Origin of the sequence: Mediterraneibacter massiliensis (assembly GCF_001487105.1) — a bacterium.
GTDB lineage: Bacteria > Bacillota > Clostridia > Lachnospirales > Lachnospiraceae > Mediterraneibacter > Mediterraneibacter massiliensis.
The window spans coordinates 888,375-908,478 of record NZ_LN913001.1; the positions used below are offsets into that span (position 1 = coordinate 888,375).

Annotated in this window: 21 protein-coding genes; 15 read left to right on the forward strand and 6 right to left on the reverse strand. The window is 43.9% G+C overall.

Features of this window, described 5'->3' with window-relative positions; all coding sequences use genetic code 11:
- Nucleotides 1–265 precede the first annotated feature (265 nt).
- The gene (locus BN3282_RS08470; protein ID WP_059068309.1) at nucleotides 266–1,339 is read left to right on the forward strand and encodes a coiled-coil domain-containing protein; all 1,074 of its coding nucleotides are present in this window, start codon (nucleotides 266–268) and stop codon (nucleotides 1,337–1,339) included.
- A gap of 78 nt (nucleotides 1,340–1,417) precedes the next feature.
- Here the strand turns inward: BN3282_RS08470 and BN3282_RS08475 are convergent, their stop codons facing one another.
- Nucleotides 1,418–1,783, reverse strand: coding sequence for a VOC family protein (locus tag BN3282_RS08475; RefSeq protein ID WP_059068311.1), 366 nt, complete (start codon nucleotides 1,781–1,783; stop codon nucleotides 1,418–1,420).
- A 309-nt stretch (nucleotides 1,784–2,092) separates the two neighbouring features.
- Here BN3282_RS08475 and rpsB point away from each other — a divergent pair, with 309 nt between their 5' ends.
- The 5 genes from rpsB (at nucleotide 2,093) to BN3282_RS08500 (ending at nucleotide 5,885) form a co-directional block, all read left to right on the forward strand.
- On the forward strand, nucleotides 2,093–2,860 hold the full coding sequence (gene rpsB, locus BN3282_RS08480) for a 30S ribosomal protein S2 (protein ID WP_059068313.1): 768 nt from the start codon (nucleotides 2,093–2,095) through the stop codon (nucleotides 2,858–2,860).
- A gap of 87 nt (nucleotides 2,861–2,947) precedes the next feature.
- Complete coding sequence (gene tsf / locus BN3282_RS08485; protein ID WP_059068315.1) at nucleotides 2,948–3,883, forward strand: translation elongation factor Ts; 936 nt, start codon at nucleotides 2,948–2,950, stop codon at nucleotides 3,881–3,883.
- 411 nt (nucleotides 3,884–4,294) lie between these two features.
- Entirely contained in the window at nucleotides 4,295–4,639 is a 345-nt protein-coding gene (locus BN3282_RS08490) for a hypothetical protein (protein WP_059068317.1), read from the forward strand.
- A gap of 77 nt (nucleotides 4,640–4,716) precedes the next feature.
- On the forward strand, nucleotides 4,717–5,247 hold the full coding sequence (locus tag BN3282_RS08495) for a dihydrofolate reductase family protein (protein WP_059068319.1): 531 nt from the start codon (nucleotides 4,717–4,719) through the stop codon (nucleotides 5,245–5,247).
- Nucleotides 5,248–5,456: 209 nt separating this feature from the next.
- Complete coding sequence (locus BN3282_RS08500) at nucleotides 5,457–5,885, forward strand: flavodoxin (protein WP_059068320.1); 429 nt, start codon at nucleotides 5,457–5,459, stop codon at nucleotides 5,883–5,885.
- Between the two features lie 15 nt (nucleotides 5,886–5,900).
- Here the strand turns inward: BN3282_RS08500 and BN3282_RS08505 are convergent, their stop codons facing one another.
- Nucleotides 5,901–7,256, reverse strand: coding sequence for an MATE family efflux transporter (locus BN3282_RS08505; protein ID WP_059068322.1), 1,356 nt, complete (start codon nucleotides 7,254–7,256; stop codon nucleotides 5,901–5,903).
- A 376-nt stretch (nucleotides 7,257–7,632) separates the two neighbouring features.
- Between BN3282_RS08505 and BN3282_RS08510 the strand changes: the two genes are divergently transcribed.
- Complete coding sequence (locus BN3282_RS08510; RefSeq protein WP_059068324.1) at nucleotides 7,633–8,970, forward strand: MATE family efflux transporter; 1,338 nt, start codon at nucleotides 7,633–7,635, stop codon at nucleotides 8,968–8,970.
- Between the two features lie 14 nt (nucleotides 8,971–8,984).
- Here the strand turns inward: BN3282_RS08510 and pdaA are convergent, their stop codons facing one another.
- On the reverse strand, nucleotides 8,985–9,821 hold the full coding sequence (gene pdaA / locus BN3282_RS08515) for a delta-lactam-biosynthetic de-N-acetylase (protein WP_059070343.1): 837 nt from the start codon (nucleotides 9,819–9,821) through the stop codon (nucleotides 8,985–8,987).
- 173 nt (nucleotides 9,822–9,994) lie between these two features.
- Here pdaA and BN3282_RS08520 point away from each other — a divergent pair, with 173 nt between their 5' ends.
- Nucleotides 9,995–10,789 (forward strand): Cof-type HAD-IIB family hydrolase, encoded by a 795-nt coding sequence (locus BN3282_RS08520; RefSeq protein ID WP_059068326.1) that lies wholly within the window; start codon nucleotides 9,995–9,997, stop codon nucleotides 10,787–10,789.
- Between the two features lie 80 nt (nucleotides 10,790–10,869).
- Here the strand turns inward: BN3282_RS08520 and BN3282_RS08525 are convergent, their stop codons facing one another.
- The 3 genes from BN3282_RS08525 to aroF form a co-directional block, all read right to left on the reverse strand.
- Complete coding sequence (locus BN3282_RS08525; RefSeq protein WP_059068328.1) at nucleotides 10,870–11,682, reverse strand: shikimate dehydrogenase family protein; 813 nt, start codon at nucleotides 11,680–11,682, stop codon at nucleotides 10,870–10,872.
- Entirely contained in the window at nucleotides 11,683–12,738 is a 1,056-nt protein-coding gene (gene aroB, locus BN3282_RS08530; RefSeq protein ID WP_059068330.1) for a 3-dehydroquinate synthase, read from the reverse strand. It abuts the gene before it with no gap.
- 74 nt (nucleotides 12,739–12,812) lie between these two features.
- The gene (gene aroF / locus BN3282_RS08535; RefSeq protein ID WP_059068332.1) at nucleotides 12,813–13,826 is read right to left on the reverse strand and encodes a 3-deoxy-7-phosphoheptulonate synthase; all 1,014 of its coding nucleotides are present in this window, start codon (nucleotides 13,824–13,826) and stop codon (nucleotides 12,813–12,815) included.
- Nucleotides 13,827–14,098: 272 nt separating this feature from the next.
- On the opposite strand from aroF, the gene mtnA reads away from it, so the two are divergent.
- The 7 genes from mtnA (at nucleotide 14,099) to BN3282_RS08570 (ending at nucleotide 20,097) form a co-directional block, all read left to right on the forward strand.
- Complete coding sequence (gene mtnA, locus BN3282_RS08540) at nucleotides 14,099–15,166, forward strand: S-methyl-5-thioribose-1-phosphate isomerase (protein ID WP_059068333.1); 1,068 nt, start codon at nucleotides 14,099–14,101, stop codon at nucleotides 15,164–15,166.
- A 23-nt stretch (nucleotides 15,167–15,189) separates the two neighbouring features.
- Nucleotides 15,190–15,561, forward strand: coding sequence for an LrgB family protein (locus BN3282_RS08545; RefSeq protein ID WP_082667570.1), 372 nt, complete (start codon nucleotides 15,190–15,192; stop codon nucleotides 15,559–15,561).
- A gap of 29 nt (nucleotides 15,562–15,590) precedes the next feature.
- Nucleotides 15,591–17,177: a ClC family H(+)/Cl(-) exchange transporter gene (locus tag BN3282_RS08550; RefSeq protein WP_059068335.1), complete on the forward strand. Its 1,587-nt coding sequence runs from the start codon at nucleotides 15,591–15,593 to the stop codon at nucleotides 17,175–17,177.
- Nucleotides 17,178–17,227: 50 nt separating this feature from the next.
- Nucleotides 17,228–17,923: a UMP kinase gene (gene pyrH / locus BN3282_RS08555; protein ID WP_059068337.1), complete on the forward strand. Its 696-nt coding sequence runs from the start codon at nucleotides 17,228–17,230 to the stop codon at nucleotides 17,921–17,923.
- Between the two features lie 13 nt (nucleotides 17,924–17,936).
- Nucleotides 17,937–18,488, forward strand: coding sequence for a ribosome recycling factor (gene frr / locus BN3282_RS08560; RefSeq protein ID WP_059068339.1), 552 nt, complete (start codon nucleotides 17,937–17,939; stop codon nucleotides 18,486–18,488).
- A gap of 87 nt (nucleotides 18,489–18,575) precedes the next feature.
- A complete protein-coding gene (locus BN3282_RS08565) occupies nucleotides 18,576–19,292 on the forward strand; it encodes an isoprenyl transferase (protein WP_059070345.1) in 717 nt (238 codons plus the stop codon).
- Nucleotides 19,285–20,097 (forward strand): phosphatidate cytidylyltransferase, encoded by an 813-nt coding sequence (locus BN3282_RS08570; protein WP_059068341.1) that lies wholly within the window; start codon nucleotides 19,285–19,287, stop codon nucleotides 20,095–20,097. Before BN3282_RS08565 ends, BN3282_RS08570 begins: the two co-directional genes overlap by 8 nt.
- Nucleotides 20,098–20,104 lie beyond the last annotated feature (7 nt).

Sequence of the window (20,104 nt, forward strand, 5' to 3'; positions counted from 1 at the left end):
ATGCATTTTGTAAAATATTACAAAAATGTTAAAAAGGTATTGCGATTGTGAGCGGGGTTTAGTATAATGCATAATATGTAATGGAGAATGTTTCATAGTTTCCACAAAATTTGCAGAGTTTTATGCTTTAGATAGTAATTAAAAAGCAGGAATAAGGGGTAAATTATGTTTTTTTCATAAACTGTGTTGAAAAATGCGGTTGAATATTGTATGATGAAACATATATGTGGGGACATAGATAAAATATATAAGGATTGGTGTGAAAATGAAATTAAAGAAGGTACATAGTGCAACGCTTGCCACATTCCTGACTTGTTCTCTGGTCGTAACACCTGTATTTGCAGAACCTGGGAGCAAAGAGAGTCTGGAGAGTCAGAAAGCGGCAGCGGAGAGTGAATTAAGTAGCTTGCAAACACAATTGAATACTTTGATACAGAAGGCAAATGAGTTGGAGTTAGACCTGATCGCAAAGGGCGAGGAAATCGCGCAGGCGGAGCAGGATTTGGAAGCTGCTCAGGAGAAGGAAGAAGAGCAGTATAATGCTATGAAACTCAGGATTAAATATATGTATGAATCCGGTGACGGACAGGCGGCGGAAAGAGTGCTCACATCAGGAAGCATTTCTGAATTGCTGACGCAGGCGGAATATGCGGAGAAGGTACATTCCTATGATCGAGATCAGCTGGAAGAATATGAGGCGACTGTACAGGAAGTAGAAAATCTGCAGAGCACACTGGAAACCGAGATGGCGAATCTGCAAAGCCTGGAGAGTGATTATCAGGCGCAGCAGGAAGAGTTAAATACAACGATTTCATCCAAAAGTGCGGAAGTGGAAAATATAGACTCCATGATCCAGGAAGCGGCGAGAAAGGCAGCCGAAGAAGCAGCAGCAAAGCAGGCGGCTGAAGAAGCGGAGAAAAATAATAACAACAATAATGGCGGCGGAGATACGATAACAGACGATCAGACTCCTGATAACGGCGGAGGCGGAAATGATTGGAATCCTCCAAACTATGATGCAAATACGGGAAATGCTGTTGTGGATCGTGCATATGGCAAGATTGGGGCGGAGTACGTATGGGGAGCTACAGGACCCGACGCGTTTGACTGTTCCGGTTTTGTGAGTTACTGTTTGACCGGTGTTTATGGAAGACTGGGAAATACATATACATTCTTAGGATGGCCGCAAGTGAGCGATCCGCAGCCGGGAGATGTTTGTGTGAATGCAGAGCATTGTGGTATCTATATAGGCGGAGGGCAGATGATCCATGCGGCTACAGAAGGAGTCGGCGTTATTATCGGTCCTGTGCAGTCTGGAATGATTTATGTTCGTTACTAAAGAAAAATTGCTATAGAGTACAAAAGAAAAGAACCTCTGCAGGTACGAGAGTACCTCAGAGGTTCTTAATTTTACATTTCAGGCAGGCACGATCTCCAGCCAATATCCGTCCGGGTCAGAGATGAAATAGATCCCCATTTTTGGATTTTCAAAGCAGATACATCCCATTTCTTTATGTTTTTTATATGCGGCGTCGAAATCCTCTGTTCGGAAAGCAAGGTGGATCTCATTATCGCCTAGATTATAAGGGCGATCCATATCTCTAAGCCAGGTAAGTTCCAGCAGATGAGGCGTCTCTCCGTCTCCGAGATATACCAGTTTAAAACTTTTATCTTCTGCTTCTTTGAGGCGTGTCACTGTAAGCCCCAGTGCTTCTTCATAAAAGGCCAAAGACTTTTCCAGATCATAGACGTTTAGATTATTGTGTGCAAATGTAAATTTCATAGGCTGCCTCCTTGTATTTTTTAGGTAAGACGATCGCTTACCATACGTACAGAATAACATACAAGGAACGAAAGAGGAAGAGGCAGAAGAAAGAGTAGAAAAATGCAGGGAAAATGATGGGAAATACCTTGCATTCCCCATTTTTCTATGCTATACTACCAATGTTGCAAAAAAACACGTATGTGGATGCTTTTTGAAGGTGCCTAAGATCAGTTATACACAGAGGCAGGGAAATGTTTTCTGTAGTTTTGATCCGGTCTCAAAGCTGTAAAAACATGCGGAAGTAGAAAACCAATGGAGGAAAGAAACATGAGCGTTATTTCAATGAAACAACTTTTGGAAGCTGGTGTACATTTTGGACATCAGACAAGAAGATGGAACCCTAAGATGGCTCCATATATTTACACAGAAAGAAATGGTATCTATATCATCGATCTGCAGAAATCTGTAGGCATGGTAGATGACGCGTATAGAGCAGTTGCTGATATTGCGGCAGAAGGTGGTACGATCCTTTTTGTCGGAACAAAGAAACAGGCACAGGATGCGATCAAGACAGAAGCTGAACGCTGTGGAATGTTCTATGTAAACGAGAGATGGTTAGGCGGTATGCTGACAAACTTTAAGACGATCCAGAGCAGAGTTATGCGTCTGAAAGAAATCGAGAGAATGTCTGAAGATGGAACATTTGATGTCCTTCCAAAGAAAGAAGTTATTGCTCTTAAGAAAGAATGGGCAAAGCTTGAAAAGAACCTGGGTGGTATCAAAGAGATGAAGAGAGTGCCGGACGCTATCTTTATCGTGGATCCGAAGAAAGAAAGAATCTGCGTACAGGAAGCACATACACTGGGAATTCCGTTGATCGGAATCTGTGATACAAACTGTGATCCGGAAGAATTGGATTATGTAATTCCGGGAAATGATGATGCGATCAGAGCAGTGAAGCTGATCGTCTCAAAGATGGCAGACGCAGTCATCGAGGCAAATCAGGGAGAAGCCGGCGCAGAGGAAATGTATTACGAAGAAGCTGAAGAAGCAGCAGTAGAAACAGAAGAAGCTGAAGAAACTGTGGAAGCTTAATAATTTGAACGGGAATGCTTCAGCCTGATAAACAGGTTGGAGCATTTTTTAAAGAAGTAAGAAAATCATGAAACGGAGGAAATAAAAATGGCAATTACAGCAGGAATGGTAAAAGAGTTAAGAGAAATGACCGGCGCGGGAATGATGGACTGTAAGAAGGCTCTTACAGAGACAAATGGAGATATGGATGCGGCAGTGGAATTCTTAAGAAAGAATGGACAGGCAAAGGCAGAGAAAAAAGCCGGAAGAATCGCGGCAGAAGGTATTGTTAAGACAGTCGTAAAAGATGACAAGGTAGCTGCGATCGTAGAAGTGAATTCAGAGACAGACTTTGTGGCAAAGAATGAAGAATTCCAGAATTTTGTAGAAGCAGTCGTAAACCAGGCGGCAGATTCAGACGCAGCGGATATGGATGCGTTTATGTCAGAAGCATGGGCAGCAGATTCTTCTAAGACCGTAAAAGATGCTTTGGTAGAGAAGGTAGCCGTTATCGGTGAAAACTTAAATATCAGAAGATTTGAAAAAGTAGTTGCTGACAACGGCTGTGTCGTATCTTATATCCACGGCGGCGGACGTATCGGTGTCTTAGTTGAAGCAGATACAGATGTGGTAAATGATGAGATCAAAAATTGTCTGAAGAATGTAGCCATGCAGGTAGCAGCTATGTATCCGAAATATGTATCCCGTGACGAAGTGTCTCAGGAATATATGGAACACGAGAAAGAGATTCTTCTCGCAGCTGCAAAGAAGGAAAATGAAGAGAGCAGCAAGCCGAAGCCGGACAACATCATTGAAAAGATGATCGTAGGACGTCTGAACAAAGAATTAAAAGAAATCTGTCTGTTAGACCAGGTATATGTACAGGACAGTGATCTGACTGTTGCAAAATATGTAGAAAAAGTTGCAAAAGAAAATAACGCAAATGTGACAGTGAAGAAGTTTGTACGTTTCGAGACAGGAGAAGGCCTGGAAAAGAAACAGGAGAATTTTGCAGAAGAAGTAGCTGCGCAGATGGGAAACTAATTTATCATTCGTAAGACTGATAAAAAGCGAATTAAATAGCGTATTTAAGCGGTTTCTGGCTATTTTGACAAGTGTTATAAACTACTGTAAAATCTTACAAAATATCGTGCTATTTTGGGTACAGATTGGGTAGGGTATTGGGTAAAGAAATTTACCCAACCTCTTAACGAGGAACTTAGTTGTTGTTAAAAAAGGGAATGCTGTGAGTGATTGAGGGCATATTGTGTAAGTACAATATGTCCTTAAATTATTTTTGAGAAAAGTAATGCTAAAGACTAGGAAATGTGATAGAATGGCAGAAATAAACAAACTGGGATTTGAAGTTGCGGAGGTGCCTCTAAAATGAAATAATACGGCTTCAAAAGAAGAAAAGGCAAAATATGATGAAAGAAAATTATGGAGGCTCCGATCATGAATAAAAAAAGAGTAAAACGAGCGTTGTGGATAGCAATTCCCCTTGCTGTCGTGATAATGGGAATAAGTTATCAGAGATATGTGAGAAACCATACTTTCCGTCTTTCAGGTGAAGGGAGAAGGAAACATGAACAGATACAGCCGGTTCATAAAACCGTAAAAGTTACAGGTACCTCTGATACAGATGTTGTATTTACAGATATAGAAAGCCAAGAAACATATACAATAGGATACATTACTCCTGGGAGCGGAGGTACGATCCAGCTCGAACGGGGAAAATGGTATATCGTAGAAGGCGATGGGAAACTTACAGTGAGGCCAGTCAATGTGCGCATAGAATAAGAAATTTTTATGTATGGTACAAGGGCAGGATGAACCAAGTATGATAAGAATGTATATAAAAGGAAGAAAATAGACGGATGAGAAAGGTTACTTTATTTATTGCCATGAGCCTTGACGGCTATATCGCGGATTCGCAGGGAAAGGTAGAATGGCTGGAAGGACAGAGCGAAGATATAGAAAATGTAGATTCCTATTCAGAATTTATAAAAGAAATAGATACTGTGATCATGGGGTGGAATACCTATCACCAGATTGTGACAGAACTTTCACCTGACCAGTGGGTATATGAAGATCTTACTACTTATGTGATCACGCATAGAGTAGGAGATTCTACAGAAAAGATACGCTTTGCAGATACAAAACCGGCTGTATTAGTGAAAAGACTCAGGCAGGAAAATGGAAAAGGAATCTGGATATGTGGCGGTGCAAATGTGGTACAGCAATTGGTGGAAGAAGATATGATAGATTGCTATTATATCACTGTGCTTCCTACGCTTTTAGGTTCCGGCATTCGCTTGTTCGGAAAGAGCAGGAAAGAGAGAAAATTAAAATTAGTGAACATTCGCTCCTATAATGGAATGACAGAATTAGTTTACATACGTAGATAAAAACATAGTGTGTCTTATATTTTTAATGGATACGAATAGAAGGGGTAATGAGAAATGTTCTCATTATATGTCTTGACATATGCTGTCTATCGAAATATACTGACTATATAAGTTAGTTATATCTAACTTAAAAAGAGGGGAAAGCAAGACAAGCAGATCAGATACCCGGACGTATTGATATTGTCTATAAATTTTTTAGGAGGAATAAAATGAGCAGAATAGCAGTTGTATATTGGAGTGGAACGGGAAACACGGAGGCAATGGCGTTGGCGGTTTTGTCAGGGATTCAGAATACAGGGGCAGAAGGTGTATTATATTCCTGCGATGAATTCCATGTGGATATGTTAAAAGAATACGCCGGAGTGGCTTTTGGCTGCCCGGCTATGGGAGATGAGGTCTTGGAAGAAAGTGAGTTTGAACCCCTGTTTGACTCCTGCGTGGGTTCTCTTGTTGGAAAGAAAATCGCGCTGTTCGGTTCTTATGGATGGGGAGATGGAGAATGGATGAGAAGTTGGGAAGAGAGATGCAGGAAGGAGGGGATCCGGCTGGTAAGTAAGGGAGTGATCTGTAATGAAATGCCGGATGACGAAGGTCTGGCGAAGTGTGAAAAACTGGGAGAAAAATTGGCGGGATCATAAGAAAAGTGGATATGGTCATTGCGGGCTGCGGGATAGATGTTTTTTCATATAGAGTAAAAACCAGGTGAATAAGACGACGCCTTTTAGTATGCTGGAAATAGTGATCGCCCACCATATCCCATTCAGTCCAAGAGGGGTCATAATAAGCAAAAGTGCAAGGGGAATACGTGCCGCAGTCAATAAGATGCCTTCTACAGCAGGGGGGATGGTACGGCCCAATCCGTTGAAAGCGCCGGCTGTCGTGATCTCCATACACATGAAAAGCTGGGATACGGCCAAGATCTTCAAGTAATCTACGCCCATAGGGAGAAGTTCCTTTTCTGTAATAAAGATACGGAATATTGGCTCCGGAAAAACAAATAATACAAAAGTCGTAAAAACACCCCATAAAAGGACCACAGCCATGGCACAGCGGTATCCTTTCCGGACACGAGATGTATTTTTGGCGCCATGATTCTGTGCTACAAAAGAATTTACTGCAGCGGCAAAACCTTCGGATGTCATCCAGGAGATCGACTCGATTTGCGAGCCTACCTTTTGGACTGCGATAGCGGCGTCTCCGAAGCCAGAGATGATGCGGGCGATCACCATGGAAATACCGGAGAAGAGCATACTCTGTACAGCAGTGGGAAGACCAAGGCGTACCAGTTCTCGTATGATCGGAAGATCAGGGCGCTTTAGGATATGTACATGCGGAAAAAGAGAGTTATCTTTTAGGCAGGACAAAAGAAACATAGCAGTTACGATCATTTGAGCCAGTACCGTTGCAATAGCCGCGCCCGCAACACCCATCTCAGGAAAAGGCCCGATACCAAAGATCAGGACCGGATCTAGGACAATATTCATCACCAGACCTGCGGCAGTCGCCAGGAAAGAAGTTTTGCTGTTGCCCAGAGCCGTAAAGATTCCTGTAAAAGCCTGATTCAAAAAAGAAAATAGGACCAGACCGCAGGTGATCATAAGATAGATTTCTGCATTTTTGATGACAGCAGGGCTGTTGAGGCGGAAAAAACCAATCAGTGCTCTCTGAAAAAGGATAGAGAAGATCCCGTATAAAACACCGAGAAAAGCAGTCAGCTGCAAGGCGTTTTTTGCGTAGCATGCGGCAAGGCTAAGGCGGCCTTCTCCGATAGAATGTCCGACTTTTATCTGTCCGCCTATGCGGGAGAGCGTGGCGATACCATTGGCAAACCACATATACATACCTGCCGCTCCGACTGCGGCGACTGCATTGCTGCTGATCCTTCCGATCCAGATCATATCTGTCATATTGTAAGCCATCTGTACGAGAGAAGTCGCCATGATGGGAAAGGCAAGTTTTGTAAGAGAAGGAAGAATATCTCCTTCTAGAAGGTTAATATTTTTACTCATAGATACCGAGCCCTTTCTAACTATTTTCTGTTATAAAAGCAGAAGTTTTGTAAATGCAGGATGCATATACAATGTGTTTTCAAACACAGAAACCACACTTACAATAACATAACATAATTTACATAAACTGTATAGCTGCTGGAAGACATACTTTTTATGAAAGTTACTTGTAAGGAAGCGGTGTATAGACTATAACATTTTTATACTGTACATGAAAGACGAAAAAAAGAAGGGTAAAACGTTAGCAAGATTTTAAGAGAAGAAAAAATCTTTACAAATACCGCTGCTTTTTGTATAATAAATCACGTTGTAAGTAGAAACAGAGGATATGCTTTTCCATTGAAAGGCATATCTTTTTTTGAGAACGGAGGCAGATATGACAAATGATATGACAGTCGGAAACCCAGCAAAATTAATCGTGCGTTTTATGATACCGATGTGTCTGGGCAACATATTTCAGCAGTTATATAATCTGGCTGATTCTATCATAGCAGGACAATTTATCGGTGTGGATGCATTGGCGGCGATAGGAGGGACGGCATCTCTCATGTTTTTCGTGACAGGCTGGCTCAATGGCCTGGCGAGTGGTTTTGCTATTCTGGTAGCGCAGAGTTTTGGCGCGAAAAAGCCGGAACAGATGCGGCATTTTGTGGCAATATCTCTTTGTCTGATGGGCGTGTTCGCAGTCATCATGACGATTGGATTCGAAATAGCGAATATACCGCTTTTACAGCTGATGCATTCTCCGGATGAGCTGATTGGAGATATCGGTGCTTATATGGGTGTGATCTATGCAGGATTGTGTGTGACTGCTGCGTATAATTTTCTGGCGGCTGTGCTGCGTGCTTTGGGAGATTCAAAATCACCCTTGTACTTTCTGATGATCTCTGCGGCTGTCAATGTGGCGCTGGACATTCTATTTATTGCGAAGTTTCACATGGGTGTGGAAGGATGTGCCTATGCAACGGTGATCGCACAGGGGATTTCTGCTGTCTTGTGTCTGGTTTATATCATGAAGAAATTTCCGATCCTGCATTTGGAACGGGAAAATTTTCGCTTTTCTGCATCCAGTATAAAGAAATTGTTAGGACTGGGGATACCGATGGGATTGCAGTTCTCGATCACAGCCATTGGGACGATCATTGTGCAGGGGGCAGTCAATGTATATGGCGCGGTATATATAGCAGGATTCTCAGCTGCAAGTAAATTGCAGAATATCATTTCCACTGTATTTGTATCATTTGGCGCGACGGTTGCTACTTTTGTGGGACAAAACAGAGGAGCGGGAAAGATGGAACGTGTTCGACGGGGGGTACGGTGTACGCAATGGATGATACTGGGATGGAGCCTGGTGATGATGCTCTGCGTGTATTCGCTTGGCAAATATATGGTGCTTTTATTCATAGACAGTTCCGAAACAGAGGTGATACAGGCGGCGGTAACGTATTTTAAAGTGGCAGCATGGTGCTACCCATTTTTGGGCTGTATTTTTCTGTACCGAAATACACTGCAGGGAATGGGATATGGATTGGTTCCCATGTTGGGAGGCGTATTTGAATTGGCTGCCAGAGCAGGGATTGTCCTGCTTGTTTCGGGGCGATCCGGTTTTGCAGGTGTCTGCCTGTCGGATCCGGCGGCGTGGATTGCGGCTTTGATTCCGCTTGTACCATTTTATTTTTATGTGATGAAGAAAAAATTTAAAACGAGTAATTAAAGAGAACCTCTGGATCAGCCGGCAAGCTGTTCCAGAGGTTTTATCGTATAGCCTAGTTTTTCCCATTTTGTAAGGAGTTCGTCGAGTATCTGGGCGTTGGTTGCAGAAGTGCTGTGCAGAAGAACGATCGCGCCCGGATGTATCCGGTTTAGAAGTTTGTCGAAGGCTTCTTCTTTTGATGGCTGATCGTCTTGGCGCCAGTCTACGTATGCAAGACTCCAAAAGAAGGTTTTGTAGCCGAGCTCCTGCGCCATCCGCAGGTTTGCCTCATTATATTTTCCGCCGGGAGGACGATAATATTTTGTCATTTTCTTACCGGTTACATTTTCATAGGCTTCTTCTACACTTTCCAGTTCTTTTTTGAAAGTATCCATAGTAGAAATTGAAGACATATCAGGATGATGATAGGTATGGTTTCCTACCATATGCCCTTCTGCGACCATGCGCTTGATCAATTCCGGCTCGGATTCGATATATGTGCCGACGACAAAAAAAGCAGCCTGCACGTCATGTTTTTTTAGAGTGTCTAAGATTGGTTCAGTATTCCCATTTTCATAACCAGCGTCAAAAGTCAGATAGAGCACTTTTTCATCGGTATCCTGTGCGTAATACGCGTCATATTGCTTTAATTCTTCAAAAGAGGCATTGGCAGCAGGCGGCTGTCCTTCTTCCTGAAAACTTAACCCCCAGTTTCCCTCTGCAGAAGCAGGGATTACATTTGAAGAGGCAGGAAGAACGATGGGCGAAGTCAGTTTTCCGAGGGTAGTGCCGGCAAAAAAAGCGGCGGCAAAAAGAAGTAGAATACCGACTGATCGTCTGATCAAACGGCGTGATGGAAAAGAAATATGCATAGGATACCTTAGATCCGGCATTTTTATGTCCGGGATACTGTTTTTTATATTCTATGTATAAAGATACGTATTTATGCATGGCTGCGGACAGTTGTTCTATAGACAATCAGAAAAAAGAATGGTAAAGTGAGAAAGGATAACCAGAAGTCTTAAAGAGCAGGAGAAGGGATAAAATGGAAAGATCGATTTTATTTTTTGATATTGACGGTACGATTTTGAGTGAAAAAACGCATGAGATCCCACAAAGTGCTATGGAAGCGCTGCATAGTGCAAAGAAAAAGGGACATTTGCTGTTTATTAATACAGGAAGGACGCTGTGCGGTATTCCGCCGGAGCTGAGGCGGTTCCCCTTTGACGGTTATCTCTGTGGATGCGGGACCTGCCTTTTATACGGAGACGAAGTATTGTTTGCTCATCCGCTTCCCAAAGAACGAGGACGAAAGATTATAAAGAAGATGTTTGACTGTAATGTAGAGGGAATCGCGGAAGGGACGGAGGATAATTATCTTCCTGAACGTATTTCGCGTTTTGAACCGTTGGAAAGCACCAGACGGTATTTCCACCGGGCAGGGATCGGGCAGGAACAATATATGGAAACGGGAGATTTTGAATACGACAAGCTGTTTGTCTATGCAGATGAGAAAAGCAAAACAGAAGAGTTTTTTGCTTTTATTGCGGAGGACATGGAGGTTCTGGAACGCGGCAGATACGCATATGAGATCATACAGAAAGATTTTTCTAAAGCGACCGCCTGTGCATATATGCTGAAGAAATTTCAGATAGATAAGGAACATGCCTATGTATTCGGGGACAGCAGCAATGATCTGTCCATGTTTGCATATGCCGGACATGCGGTGGCGATGGGAGCGCACGATCCGGTTCTGGATATACATACAGAATTTGTGACGAAAAATGTAGAGGACGATGGACTTTACCATGCGTTAAAACAGTATGGCCTGATAGAATAAACGAGAAAGCTGTCAGTGATATGGTGGGGACTTTGCTGGAAAACCGCTGTTTAGGAGAAAAAGCCCCCACAGACGCTCATCTAAAGAAATCTTCTGGCCAGGCGGTCATGAGGTTCTGTACCCATTGTATAATCTAAAGTTTTGTCAAGCCAGATCTCTTCGGAGGCGATGGCTTGGTCTACCAGCATCATAAGGCCGGTGATGATCTGCAGCCCCGCCTGCTGTGCAAGGCGGAGAAATTCAGTTATGAACGGATTATAGATAATGTCCGCGGCGACGGAAAAATATTGGAATACAGAAGAAGGGACAGGACTGACTCCGGTTTTTGGATACATGCCGACCGGGGTAGTATTTATCAGAATGTCTCCGGCGGGGATTTTGTCCAAATCGCAGGTCTGGATATAGGGAAATTGGTCTTTTAGTGCTTGCTTTGCCTGTTCGTTTCTGGCAGCGATTGTGATTTTAGAAGCTCCTTCTATATGCATGGCATAGATCAATGCCCTGGAGGCGCCTCCGGATCCTAAGAGGACGACTTTTTGCCCTTTGATGGATACGCCGGCCTTATGAAACATGCTGGCAGCGCCCAGATAATCTGTGTTGTAGCCATAGAACATGCCGTTCTTTTGCATGACCGTATTGATGGCGCCGATCTGCTCGGCATGGGGATCTACCACATCGACCATATGATACAGAGTCTCTTTGTAAGGAATCGTGACATTGATCCCGGTGATCTGGTGTTCTTTCATTTCTTCTAAAATATGGACAACGTCTTCTTTTGAACGTTCTAAGACGGTATAGACGGCATCGATCCCCTGCTGGCGGAAAAAATCTGCATGTAGTTCAGGGGAGAGGGTATGGGGAAGATGTTCTCCTAAAATTCCAAAACGTAACATTTAAAGTCCTCCTGCTTTCTGAAAAAATTGTGTATCTGTGGGGTAAATATAGCTGTTCCCGATCTCATGCAGTAAGATTAAGTGCAGATTGCCGTTTAAATTCTTCTTATCTAATTGCATGGCATCTGTCAGTGTTTCTGCAGGCAGAGAACATGCATGCGGCAGTCCGTATATATCGAGTACTTCCCGGATAGAAGCAGCGCAGCCGGGGGCAGTCAGCCCTTGTTCTTCTGCTATACGGCAGATTTGATACATGCCGATGGCGACAGCTTCTCCGTGACTTTCTCTTTTGTAGTGATAATACTGTTCGATGGTATGGGCAAGGGTATGTCCAAAGTTTAAAAGCATCCGTTCCCCGGTGTCGAATTGGTCTGCTTCCACTACGATTCTTTTGATGTCTACACAGCGATGAATGATTGACACCAGCTGCGGGGTGAGTTCTGCAAAAGAAGAACAGGACCGCAGCGTCTGAAACAGGGCGGCATCTTTGATACATCCATATTTGATGACCTCTCCCATCCCGTCACTGATAAAGTGTGGGGGAAGCGTCTTAAGAACCGTAGGATCGATCAGTACCATTTTAGGGTGGTAAAAAGCGCCTACCAGATTTTTTCCCTGCGGGAGATCAACGGCGGTTTTTCCGCCTACAGAGGAGTCTACTTGCGCAAGTAAAGTAGTAGGGATCTGCACAAATTTTATGCCGCGCAGATAACTTGCCGCTGCAAAACCAGCCAGATCGCCAATCACGCCGCCTCCCAAGGCGATCACAAGATCGCTGCGGGAGAGTTTTGCGTTCAGCAGGGCAGAATAGATCGAAGGAAGAGTCTGAAAACTTTTCGTAGGTTCTCCATGCGGGAGTACAAGAGAGTGGCATTCATAATCGGACAGGGAAGCAAGAAGTGCCTTTCCATAGAGTGGAAAGACATTGTCATCCGAGATGATCATAATCTTTTCTCCGCCGAAAATTTTTGCGATATGCGTTCCTGCATGTGTAAGAATACCGTCTTCTATCAGGATAGGATAACTGTTTTTCCCCAAATTGACTGTTAATTCCATAGTGATCTCCTTTGCTTTTTATTGTCTGTATCCGAAAAGCCCCTGCGCCGTCAGATGGCGGGCAGGGGGACATATTATACGATTTTTCCGACAACCTGTGCGATTTGTTTGATTTGTTTGAGAAGGCTGTCATATTTGGCAGGTTTTAATGACTGTGCGCCGTCACAGAGCGCATTTTCAGGGTCATTATGTACTTCTATCATCAGACCGTCTGCCCCGGCTGCTACAGCAGCCTTTGCCATCGGTTCTACAAGCCACCACTTTCCGCCGGCATGGCTTGGATCAATGACAACAGGCAGATGGGTTTTTTTGCGCAGGACGGGAATACTTTGCAGATCGAGCGTGTTTCTGGTAAATGTTTCAAAAGTACGGATGCCGCGTTCACACAAGATGACATTTTCGTTTCCAGATGCCATGATGTATTCCGCAGACATGATCCATTCTTCATAAGTCGCATTTAATCCTCGCTTGAGGAGAATCGGGCGTTTTACCTGTCCCAGTTGTTTGAGAAGATCAAAATTCTGCATGTTTCTGGCGCCGATCTGGATCAAATCCACCTTTTCGTTGAAAATATCCAGATATTCTGCGGACATTAATTCTGTGACAATGGGCAGTCCGGTCTCTTCTTTTACAGCGCAGAGAATTTCCAGCCCTTTGAGTCCGAGACCCTGGAAAGAATAGGGGCTTGTTCTGGGCTTAAAAGCGCCGCCCCTTAAGAGATTAGCGCCGGCAGCCTTGGCTTCTTTAGCAATGGAAAGTACTTGTTCAAAAGTTTCCACAGAGCAGGGCCCGGCGATCAGTCCCATATGTCCGCCACCTATTTTTACCCCGGATACGTCTATGACGGAGTCTTCTGGATGAAAAGCGCGGTTGGCAAGTTTATAGGGTTCCTGCACATGCATGACTTTGTCTACGCAGGAATCGACCTCAAAGAGCCGTGAGTCGATCAAAGTGGTATCTCCGATACAGCCGATGATCGTCATCTCTGTACCGCGGACGATATGGGTATCCAGTCCTCTTTTTTTGATCTGGTGTTCTACCCGGTTGATATTTTCTTCACTGGTGTGTGGTTTTAATACGATAATCATTGTTTGTTCCCTCCGGCTTTGTATCAAAATGCTATTTTATCGGGCGCAGACCGCCGGCTTATAAGGCTTAAGCCGCAACGCGTCCGAAAAGGTATGTGATTTAGTAGTTTAACTTCATGCTGTAAAATTTTATCTGTTTAAAGTGTGAAATCATACATATCATAGATCAAATATGTTAAAATGTCAATGTTTTTCTGGTATTTTTATTGATAATCTGTTGTATGCGTGATACGCTTTAGAAAATGTCTAAATTAAGAAACAGGAGCAGCAGAATGGAAAATATAAAATTAAGCAGTGATAAAAAGAAAGTGATCATCTTGGATCAGACCCAACTGCCAAATCAAACGGAATATTTGGAGATAGATACTTTAGAAGATATGTATGATGCGATATTTCATCTGAAGGTACGGGGAGCGCCGGCTATCGGTATCTTTGCGGCATACGGCATATATTGCCTGAGTCAGAAAATAGTAGATCAAGAATACGATGCATTTTATGAAGCCTTTACTGGATATATGAAATATCTGGAAAGTTCTCGTCCTACTGCGGTGAATCTGAGTTGGGCATTGGAAAGGATGAGGCGGGTCGTGACAGAAAACAGTCAATGCTCGACTGTGCAGATTGTAGAGCTGCTTGGAGAAGAAAGCAGGAAGATCCAGGCGGAAGATATAAAGATGTGCAGAACTATCGCCGGTTATGGTCTGACTTTGCTCGAAGAAGGGGACGGAATATTGACGCACTGCAATGCCGGTCCTCTGGCGACATCCCAATATGGAACAGCATTGGGACCCATTTTGCTGGGAAAAGAAAAAGGTATGCATTTCCGGGTGTTTGTAGATGAGACAAGACCCCTTCTGCAGGGAGCCAGACTGACGGCCTATGAACTGCAGCAGGCGGGCGTAGATACTACATTAATCTGCGATAATATGGCTTCCAGCGTGATGCAGAAAAAATGGGTGCAGGCCTGTTTCGTAGGCTGTGACCGTATCGCGATGAATGGAGATACGGCCAATAAAATAGGGACAAGCGGGGTGGCGATTTTGGCAAAATACTATGGGATTCCCTTTTATGTACTTGGACCTACTTCTACCATAGATATAGAATGTCGCTGCGGAGACGATATAGAGATCGAATTAAGAGACGAAGAGGAAATAAAAAGGAAATATTATGAAAAACCAATGGCTCCGGAAAATGTAAAATGCTACAATCCCGCATTTGATGTTACCGATCACACGTTGATCACAGGAATCATTACAGAATATGGTATTTGCAGAGCGCCATATGAAGAAAGTCTAAGAAAGATCATGGAGAAAAAAAGGAAAAGACAGAACACAACGTGATTTTGCAAAAAGAATATAGGGGGATGGAGATACAGTTTGAAGATCATAAAACAAATTGGAATTATTTTTTTTGTCTGCTGACAGTTTCCCTGCTTCCTAAGTCGGTGACTACACCTATCGCAGTCAGTATTGCGCAGCCCCATGGCGGGATCGTTCCGGTAACGGTGATAGCGGTTATTTTTACGGGGATTTTGGGAAGCGTTTTGGCGCCCGTTTTTATGCGGGTATTTAAAGTTTCAGATCCGGTTGCCGCAGGAGTGGCTATTGGGACAAGCAGCCATGCGATAGGTACTGCGAAAGCAATTGAATTAGGAGAGGTGGAAGGCGCTATGAGTGGGCTTGCTATTGGTATCTGCGGGATCATCACGGTTTTGTTTTCTATATGGATCTTATAGGATGTATTGGCGGATCATGAAGGAGAAACATGAAGAAAAAGAAGGTTAGAAAAGATACAAATCATACATTAAGACGGGCACAGCATTTTCCGGTCATCCTGATCGCGGAAGGATTGCTTACAGGGGCAGTAGGCGGACTGATCGTCCTGTTGTACAGAATGGCGCTTGAGTATGCAGCACAAGGTCTTGATAAAGCCATTGAAATGGCAGGCAGAACACCGCTGTATATGGCAGGCTGGTTTGCCGTGCTGCTTGTGCTGGCAGTTCTTACAGGGCGTCTCATTAAGTGGGAGCCGATGATCTCCGGAAGTGGGATTCCCCAGGTAGAAGGGGAGATACAGGGGAAACTTACGCAGAATTGGAAGAAAGTACTGCCGGCAAAATTCATAGGGGGATTTTTGTGTTTATTGGGCGGACTTTCTCTCGGACGTGAAGGACCTTCTATTCAGTTGGGCGCTATGGCAGGAAAGGGGATTTCAGATATTTTAGACAGGGGAAGGACAGAAGAAAAATATCTGATGACATGTGGAGCAAGCGCAGGACTTTCGGCGGCGTTTCATGCACCGCTGGCGGGTATGATGTTCGCATTGGAGGAGGTACATAAAGGGTTTACTGTTTCCATTCTGATTTCTGTTATGACAGCCTCTGTTACGGCAGATTATATGGTTTCTCATATTATTGGATTAGAGCCGGTGTTTACTTTTCAGCTGGAAAATGTCCTGCCGCAGAAGTATTACTGGTTGTTGTTATTGCTTGGAGTGATCTTAGGCGCGGCGGGAGTTTTTTATAACTGGGGCATGTTAAAAGCGCAGGAATTATATAAAAAAGCTGCATGCCTGACAGCGACAGGAAGACTTGTGATCGCCTTTTTATCAGCAGGGCTGCTGGCAGTTGTTATGCCATCTGTGCTGGGGAGCGGACATGGTCTGATCGAAGATCTGACAGCAGGGAAAATCTTGCTTGGAACAGCCGTCTTGACACTGGTAATAAAATTTTTGTTTTCAGCGGTCAGTTTTGGTTCCGGCGCGCCCGGAGGGATTTTCTTTCCGCTCCTGATATTGGGGGCTTTTATCGGTGGTATTTTTGCCATGGCAGCGGAGTCTTTTTTGGGATTGGACGTAGGTTATATGAATAATTTTGTTCTGCTGGCAATGGCGGGGTTCTTTACAGCAGTCGTGCGTGCGCCCCTCACTGGCATTATCCTGCTTTTTGAGATGTCGGGGTCCGTAAATCAGATGCTGTCTCTTGCGATTGTATCTGTCAGTGCATATATTGCGGCGACATTGCTGAAATCGCCGCCTATTTATGACAGTCTTCTGGAACGGATATTAGAGGGGCCAAATCAGGTACATGAGAGGGACAAGAAAGTAAACCAGCAGAAAGTGCTTTCCGATTTTGTCATTATGAGTGGTTCCTGTGTAGAAAAGAGGATGGTACGGGAGATAGAGTGGCCGGATAATTGTCTGCTCGTAGCGCTTTTAAGAGACGGAAAAGAGCGGATACCACGAGGCAAAACGATCCTTTTGGCAGGAGATAAGATTACAGTGATGACAGATGAACGCTCGTCAGGATATGTACATGACAAAATGGAAAAGTTATGTTATACTTCAATTTAGGTAACAGCAGTGTGCCGCAGTGAGAAGATAGAATCAAAGGAGCCGGAAAAATGAAAAGAGTATTGCTGAAATTAAGCGGGGAGGCGCTTGCCGGAGAGAAGAAGACCGGATTTGATGAGGAAACTTGTCTGGGTGTTGCCCGTCAGGTAAAAAAGCTTGTAGAGGAAGGGATCCAGGTCGCAGTCGTGACAGGAGGAGGAAACTTCTGGAGAGGAAGGACAAGTGAGACGATCGATCGGACGAAAGCAGATCAGATCGGGATGCTTGCGACCGTTATGAATTGTATATATGTTTCTGATATTTTCAGATTCGCGGGTATGAAGACAGAGGTGTTTACCCCATTTATCTGTGGAGCATTCACATCTGTATTTTCAAAAGACGCGGCACTGGAGGCCATGGAGAGCGGTAAGGTTATTTTCCTTGCGGGTGGAACAGGACATCCATATTTTTCCACAGATACAGCGGCAGTTCTGGGAGCGATCGTAATAGAGGCGGACACTATGCTTCTGGCAAAAGCGATTGACGGAATCTATGATAGCGATCCGAAACTTAACCCGGAGGCGAAGAAATATACGGAGATTACCATTCAGGAGATGATCGATAAGAAACTGATGGCGATCGATATGACTGCGTCTATTTTATGCATGGAAAATAAAATGTCCATGCTTGTGTTTGGGCTTGGTGAGGAAAACAGTATCGTAAATACAATAAATGGGAACTTTAATGGAACCAAGGTAACAGTATAGGAGGACTTGTGAAATGAATGAAAAATTAAACGTGTATGATGAAAAGATGACAAAAAGTGTGAATAACTTAAACGGAGAACTGGCAACGATCCGTGCCGGACGTGCCAATCCGCATGTGCTGGATAAACTGAGCGTGGAATATTATGGAGCGCCGACTCCGATCCAGCAGGTAGCCAACGTATCTGTTCCGGAGGCTCGGATGATTCAGATACAGCCTTGGGAAAAAAGTATGTTAAAAGAGATAGAGAAAGCGATCTTGACTTCTGATATCGGTATCAATCCAACAAATGACGGATCCTGTATCCGTCTGGTATTTCCGGAACTGACAGAGGAACGAAGAAAAGAACTAGTAAAAGATGTGAAGAAAAAAGGAGAAGCGGCAAAGGTGGCTGTCCGTAATATCAGAAGAGATGGAAATGATGCCTTTAAGAAATTAAAAGGCAGTGAAGTTTCTGAGGATGAGATCAAGGATTTGGAAGACGAACTGCAGAAGCTGACAGACAAATATATTGCGAAGATCGATAAGGCAGTGGAGACAAAATCACAGGAAGTGCTTACTGTATAACGATTATATATGGAAGAAGAGGGGCTTGAGTACAATCTACTTGCAGTCCCTTTTTTTACGAATCATCCGATTTGGGAGGAAATGATCATGAATGTACCACAACATGTGGCGATTATTTTAGATGGAAACGGCCGGTGGGCAAAGGCAAAGAAAATGCCGAGAAATTATGGACACGCTCAGGGAAGCAAGAATGTGGAGAAGATCTGTGAGGAAGCGTGGCGCATGGGAATCAAATATCTGACGGTATACGCGTTTTCCACAGAAAATTGGAAACGTCCACAAAGTGAAGTAGACGCTTTGATGACGCTTTTGCGCAATTATATGAAAACATGTCTGAAAACCGCGGAAAAGAATGATATGAAGATCCGGGTGATCGGAGATATTGAACCGTTAGATGACGATATAAAGGGAAGAATACGTGAGCTGGAAGAGGCAAGTAAAAATAACGGCGGACTTAATTTTACGATCGCGCTCAATTATGGCAGTCGTGACGAGATGACACGGGCAATCCAAAAACTGGCGAAGGACTGTGCAGAAGGTAAAATGGATCCGGAGAAGATTGATGAAAATCTGTATGAGTCGTATCTGGATACACACGGTATTCCAGATCCGGATCTGCTGATACGTACAAGCGGAGAGCAGCGTCTGTCCAATTTTCTGTTGTGGCAGTTGGCTTATACAGAATTCTATTTTACGGATATTCCCTGGCCGGATTTTACAAAACAGGAATTGGAAAAGGCAATTGAACAGTATAATAGCAGAGACAGGCGATTTGGGGGAATAAAGGAGGAACAGGATGTTTAAGACACGATTGTTAAGTGGAATACTATTGGTGATCATTGCGCTCATTACGGTGATTTCCGGAGGCGAGATCTTGTTCGGGGTCGTGCTGGCGATCAGTTTGATCGGCATGACGGAAATATACCGGGTATTTCAGATACAAAAAGAACCGCTGGGGCTATGTGGCTATGTGTTTGCAATCCTGTATTATGCCGCATTGTATGTAAAGCCGCTTATGAAGGGACATGCGGCAGATGTATTTTTATTACTGTTCGTAGCATTGCTCATCTGTTTAATGGCAGTAATGGTATTTACTTATCCGAAATATAGGACAGAACAGGTGATGGCGGCATTTTTTGGTGTGTTTTATCTCTCCGTTATGCTGTCCTTTATTTATCAGACTAGGATACTGCCGGGCGGTGTATTCACCGTATGGCTTATTTTTATCTGCGCATGGGGGTGCGATACCTGTGCATATTGTGTTGGCATGCTGATCGGCAGACATAAGATGGCACCTATCTTAAGTCCGAAAAAATCTGTAGAAGGCGGCGTTGGCGGTATAGTAGGAGCAGCACTCATTGGCGTAGTGTATGGACTTTTGGTCAATCGTTTCGGCGGCGCGGAGGTGAATGTTATCTCCTATGCTGTCATAGGAGCCGCAGGGGGGGCTGTCTCTCAGATCGGAGATTTAGCAGCCTCTGCGATCAAGAGAAAGCACAACATTAAAGATTATGGGAAACTGATACCGGGACATGGCGGTATTTTAGACCGGTTTGACAGTGTGATTTTTACGGCCCCGATCATTTATTGTCTGGCCGTCCTTTTGTAGGAGGTAT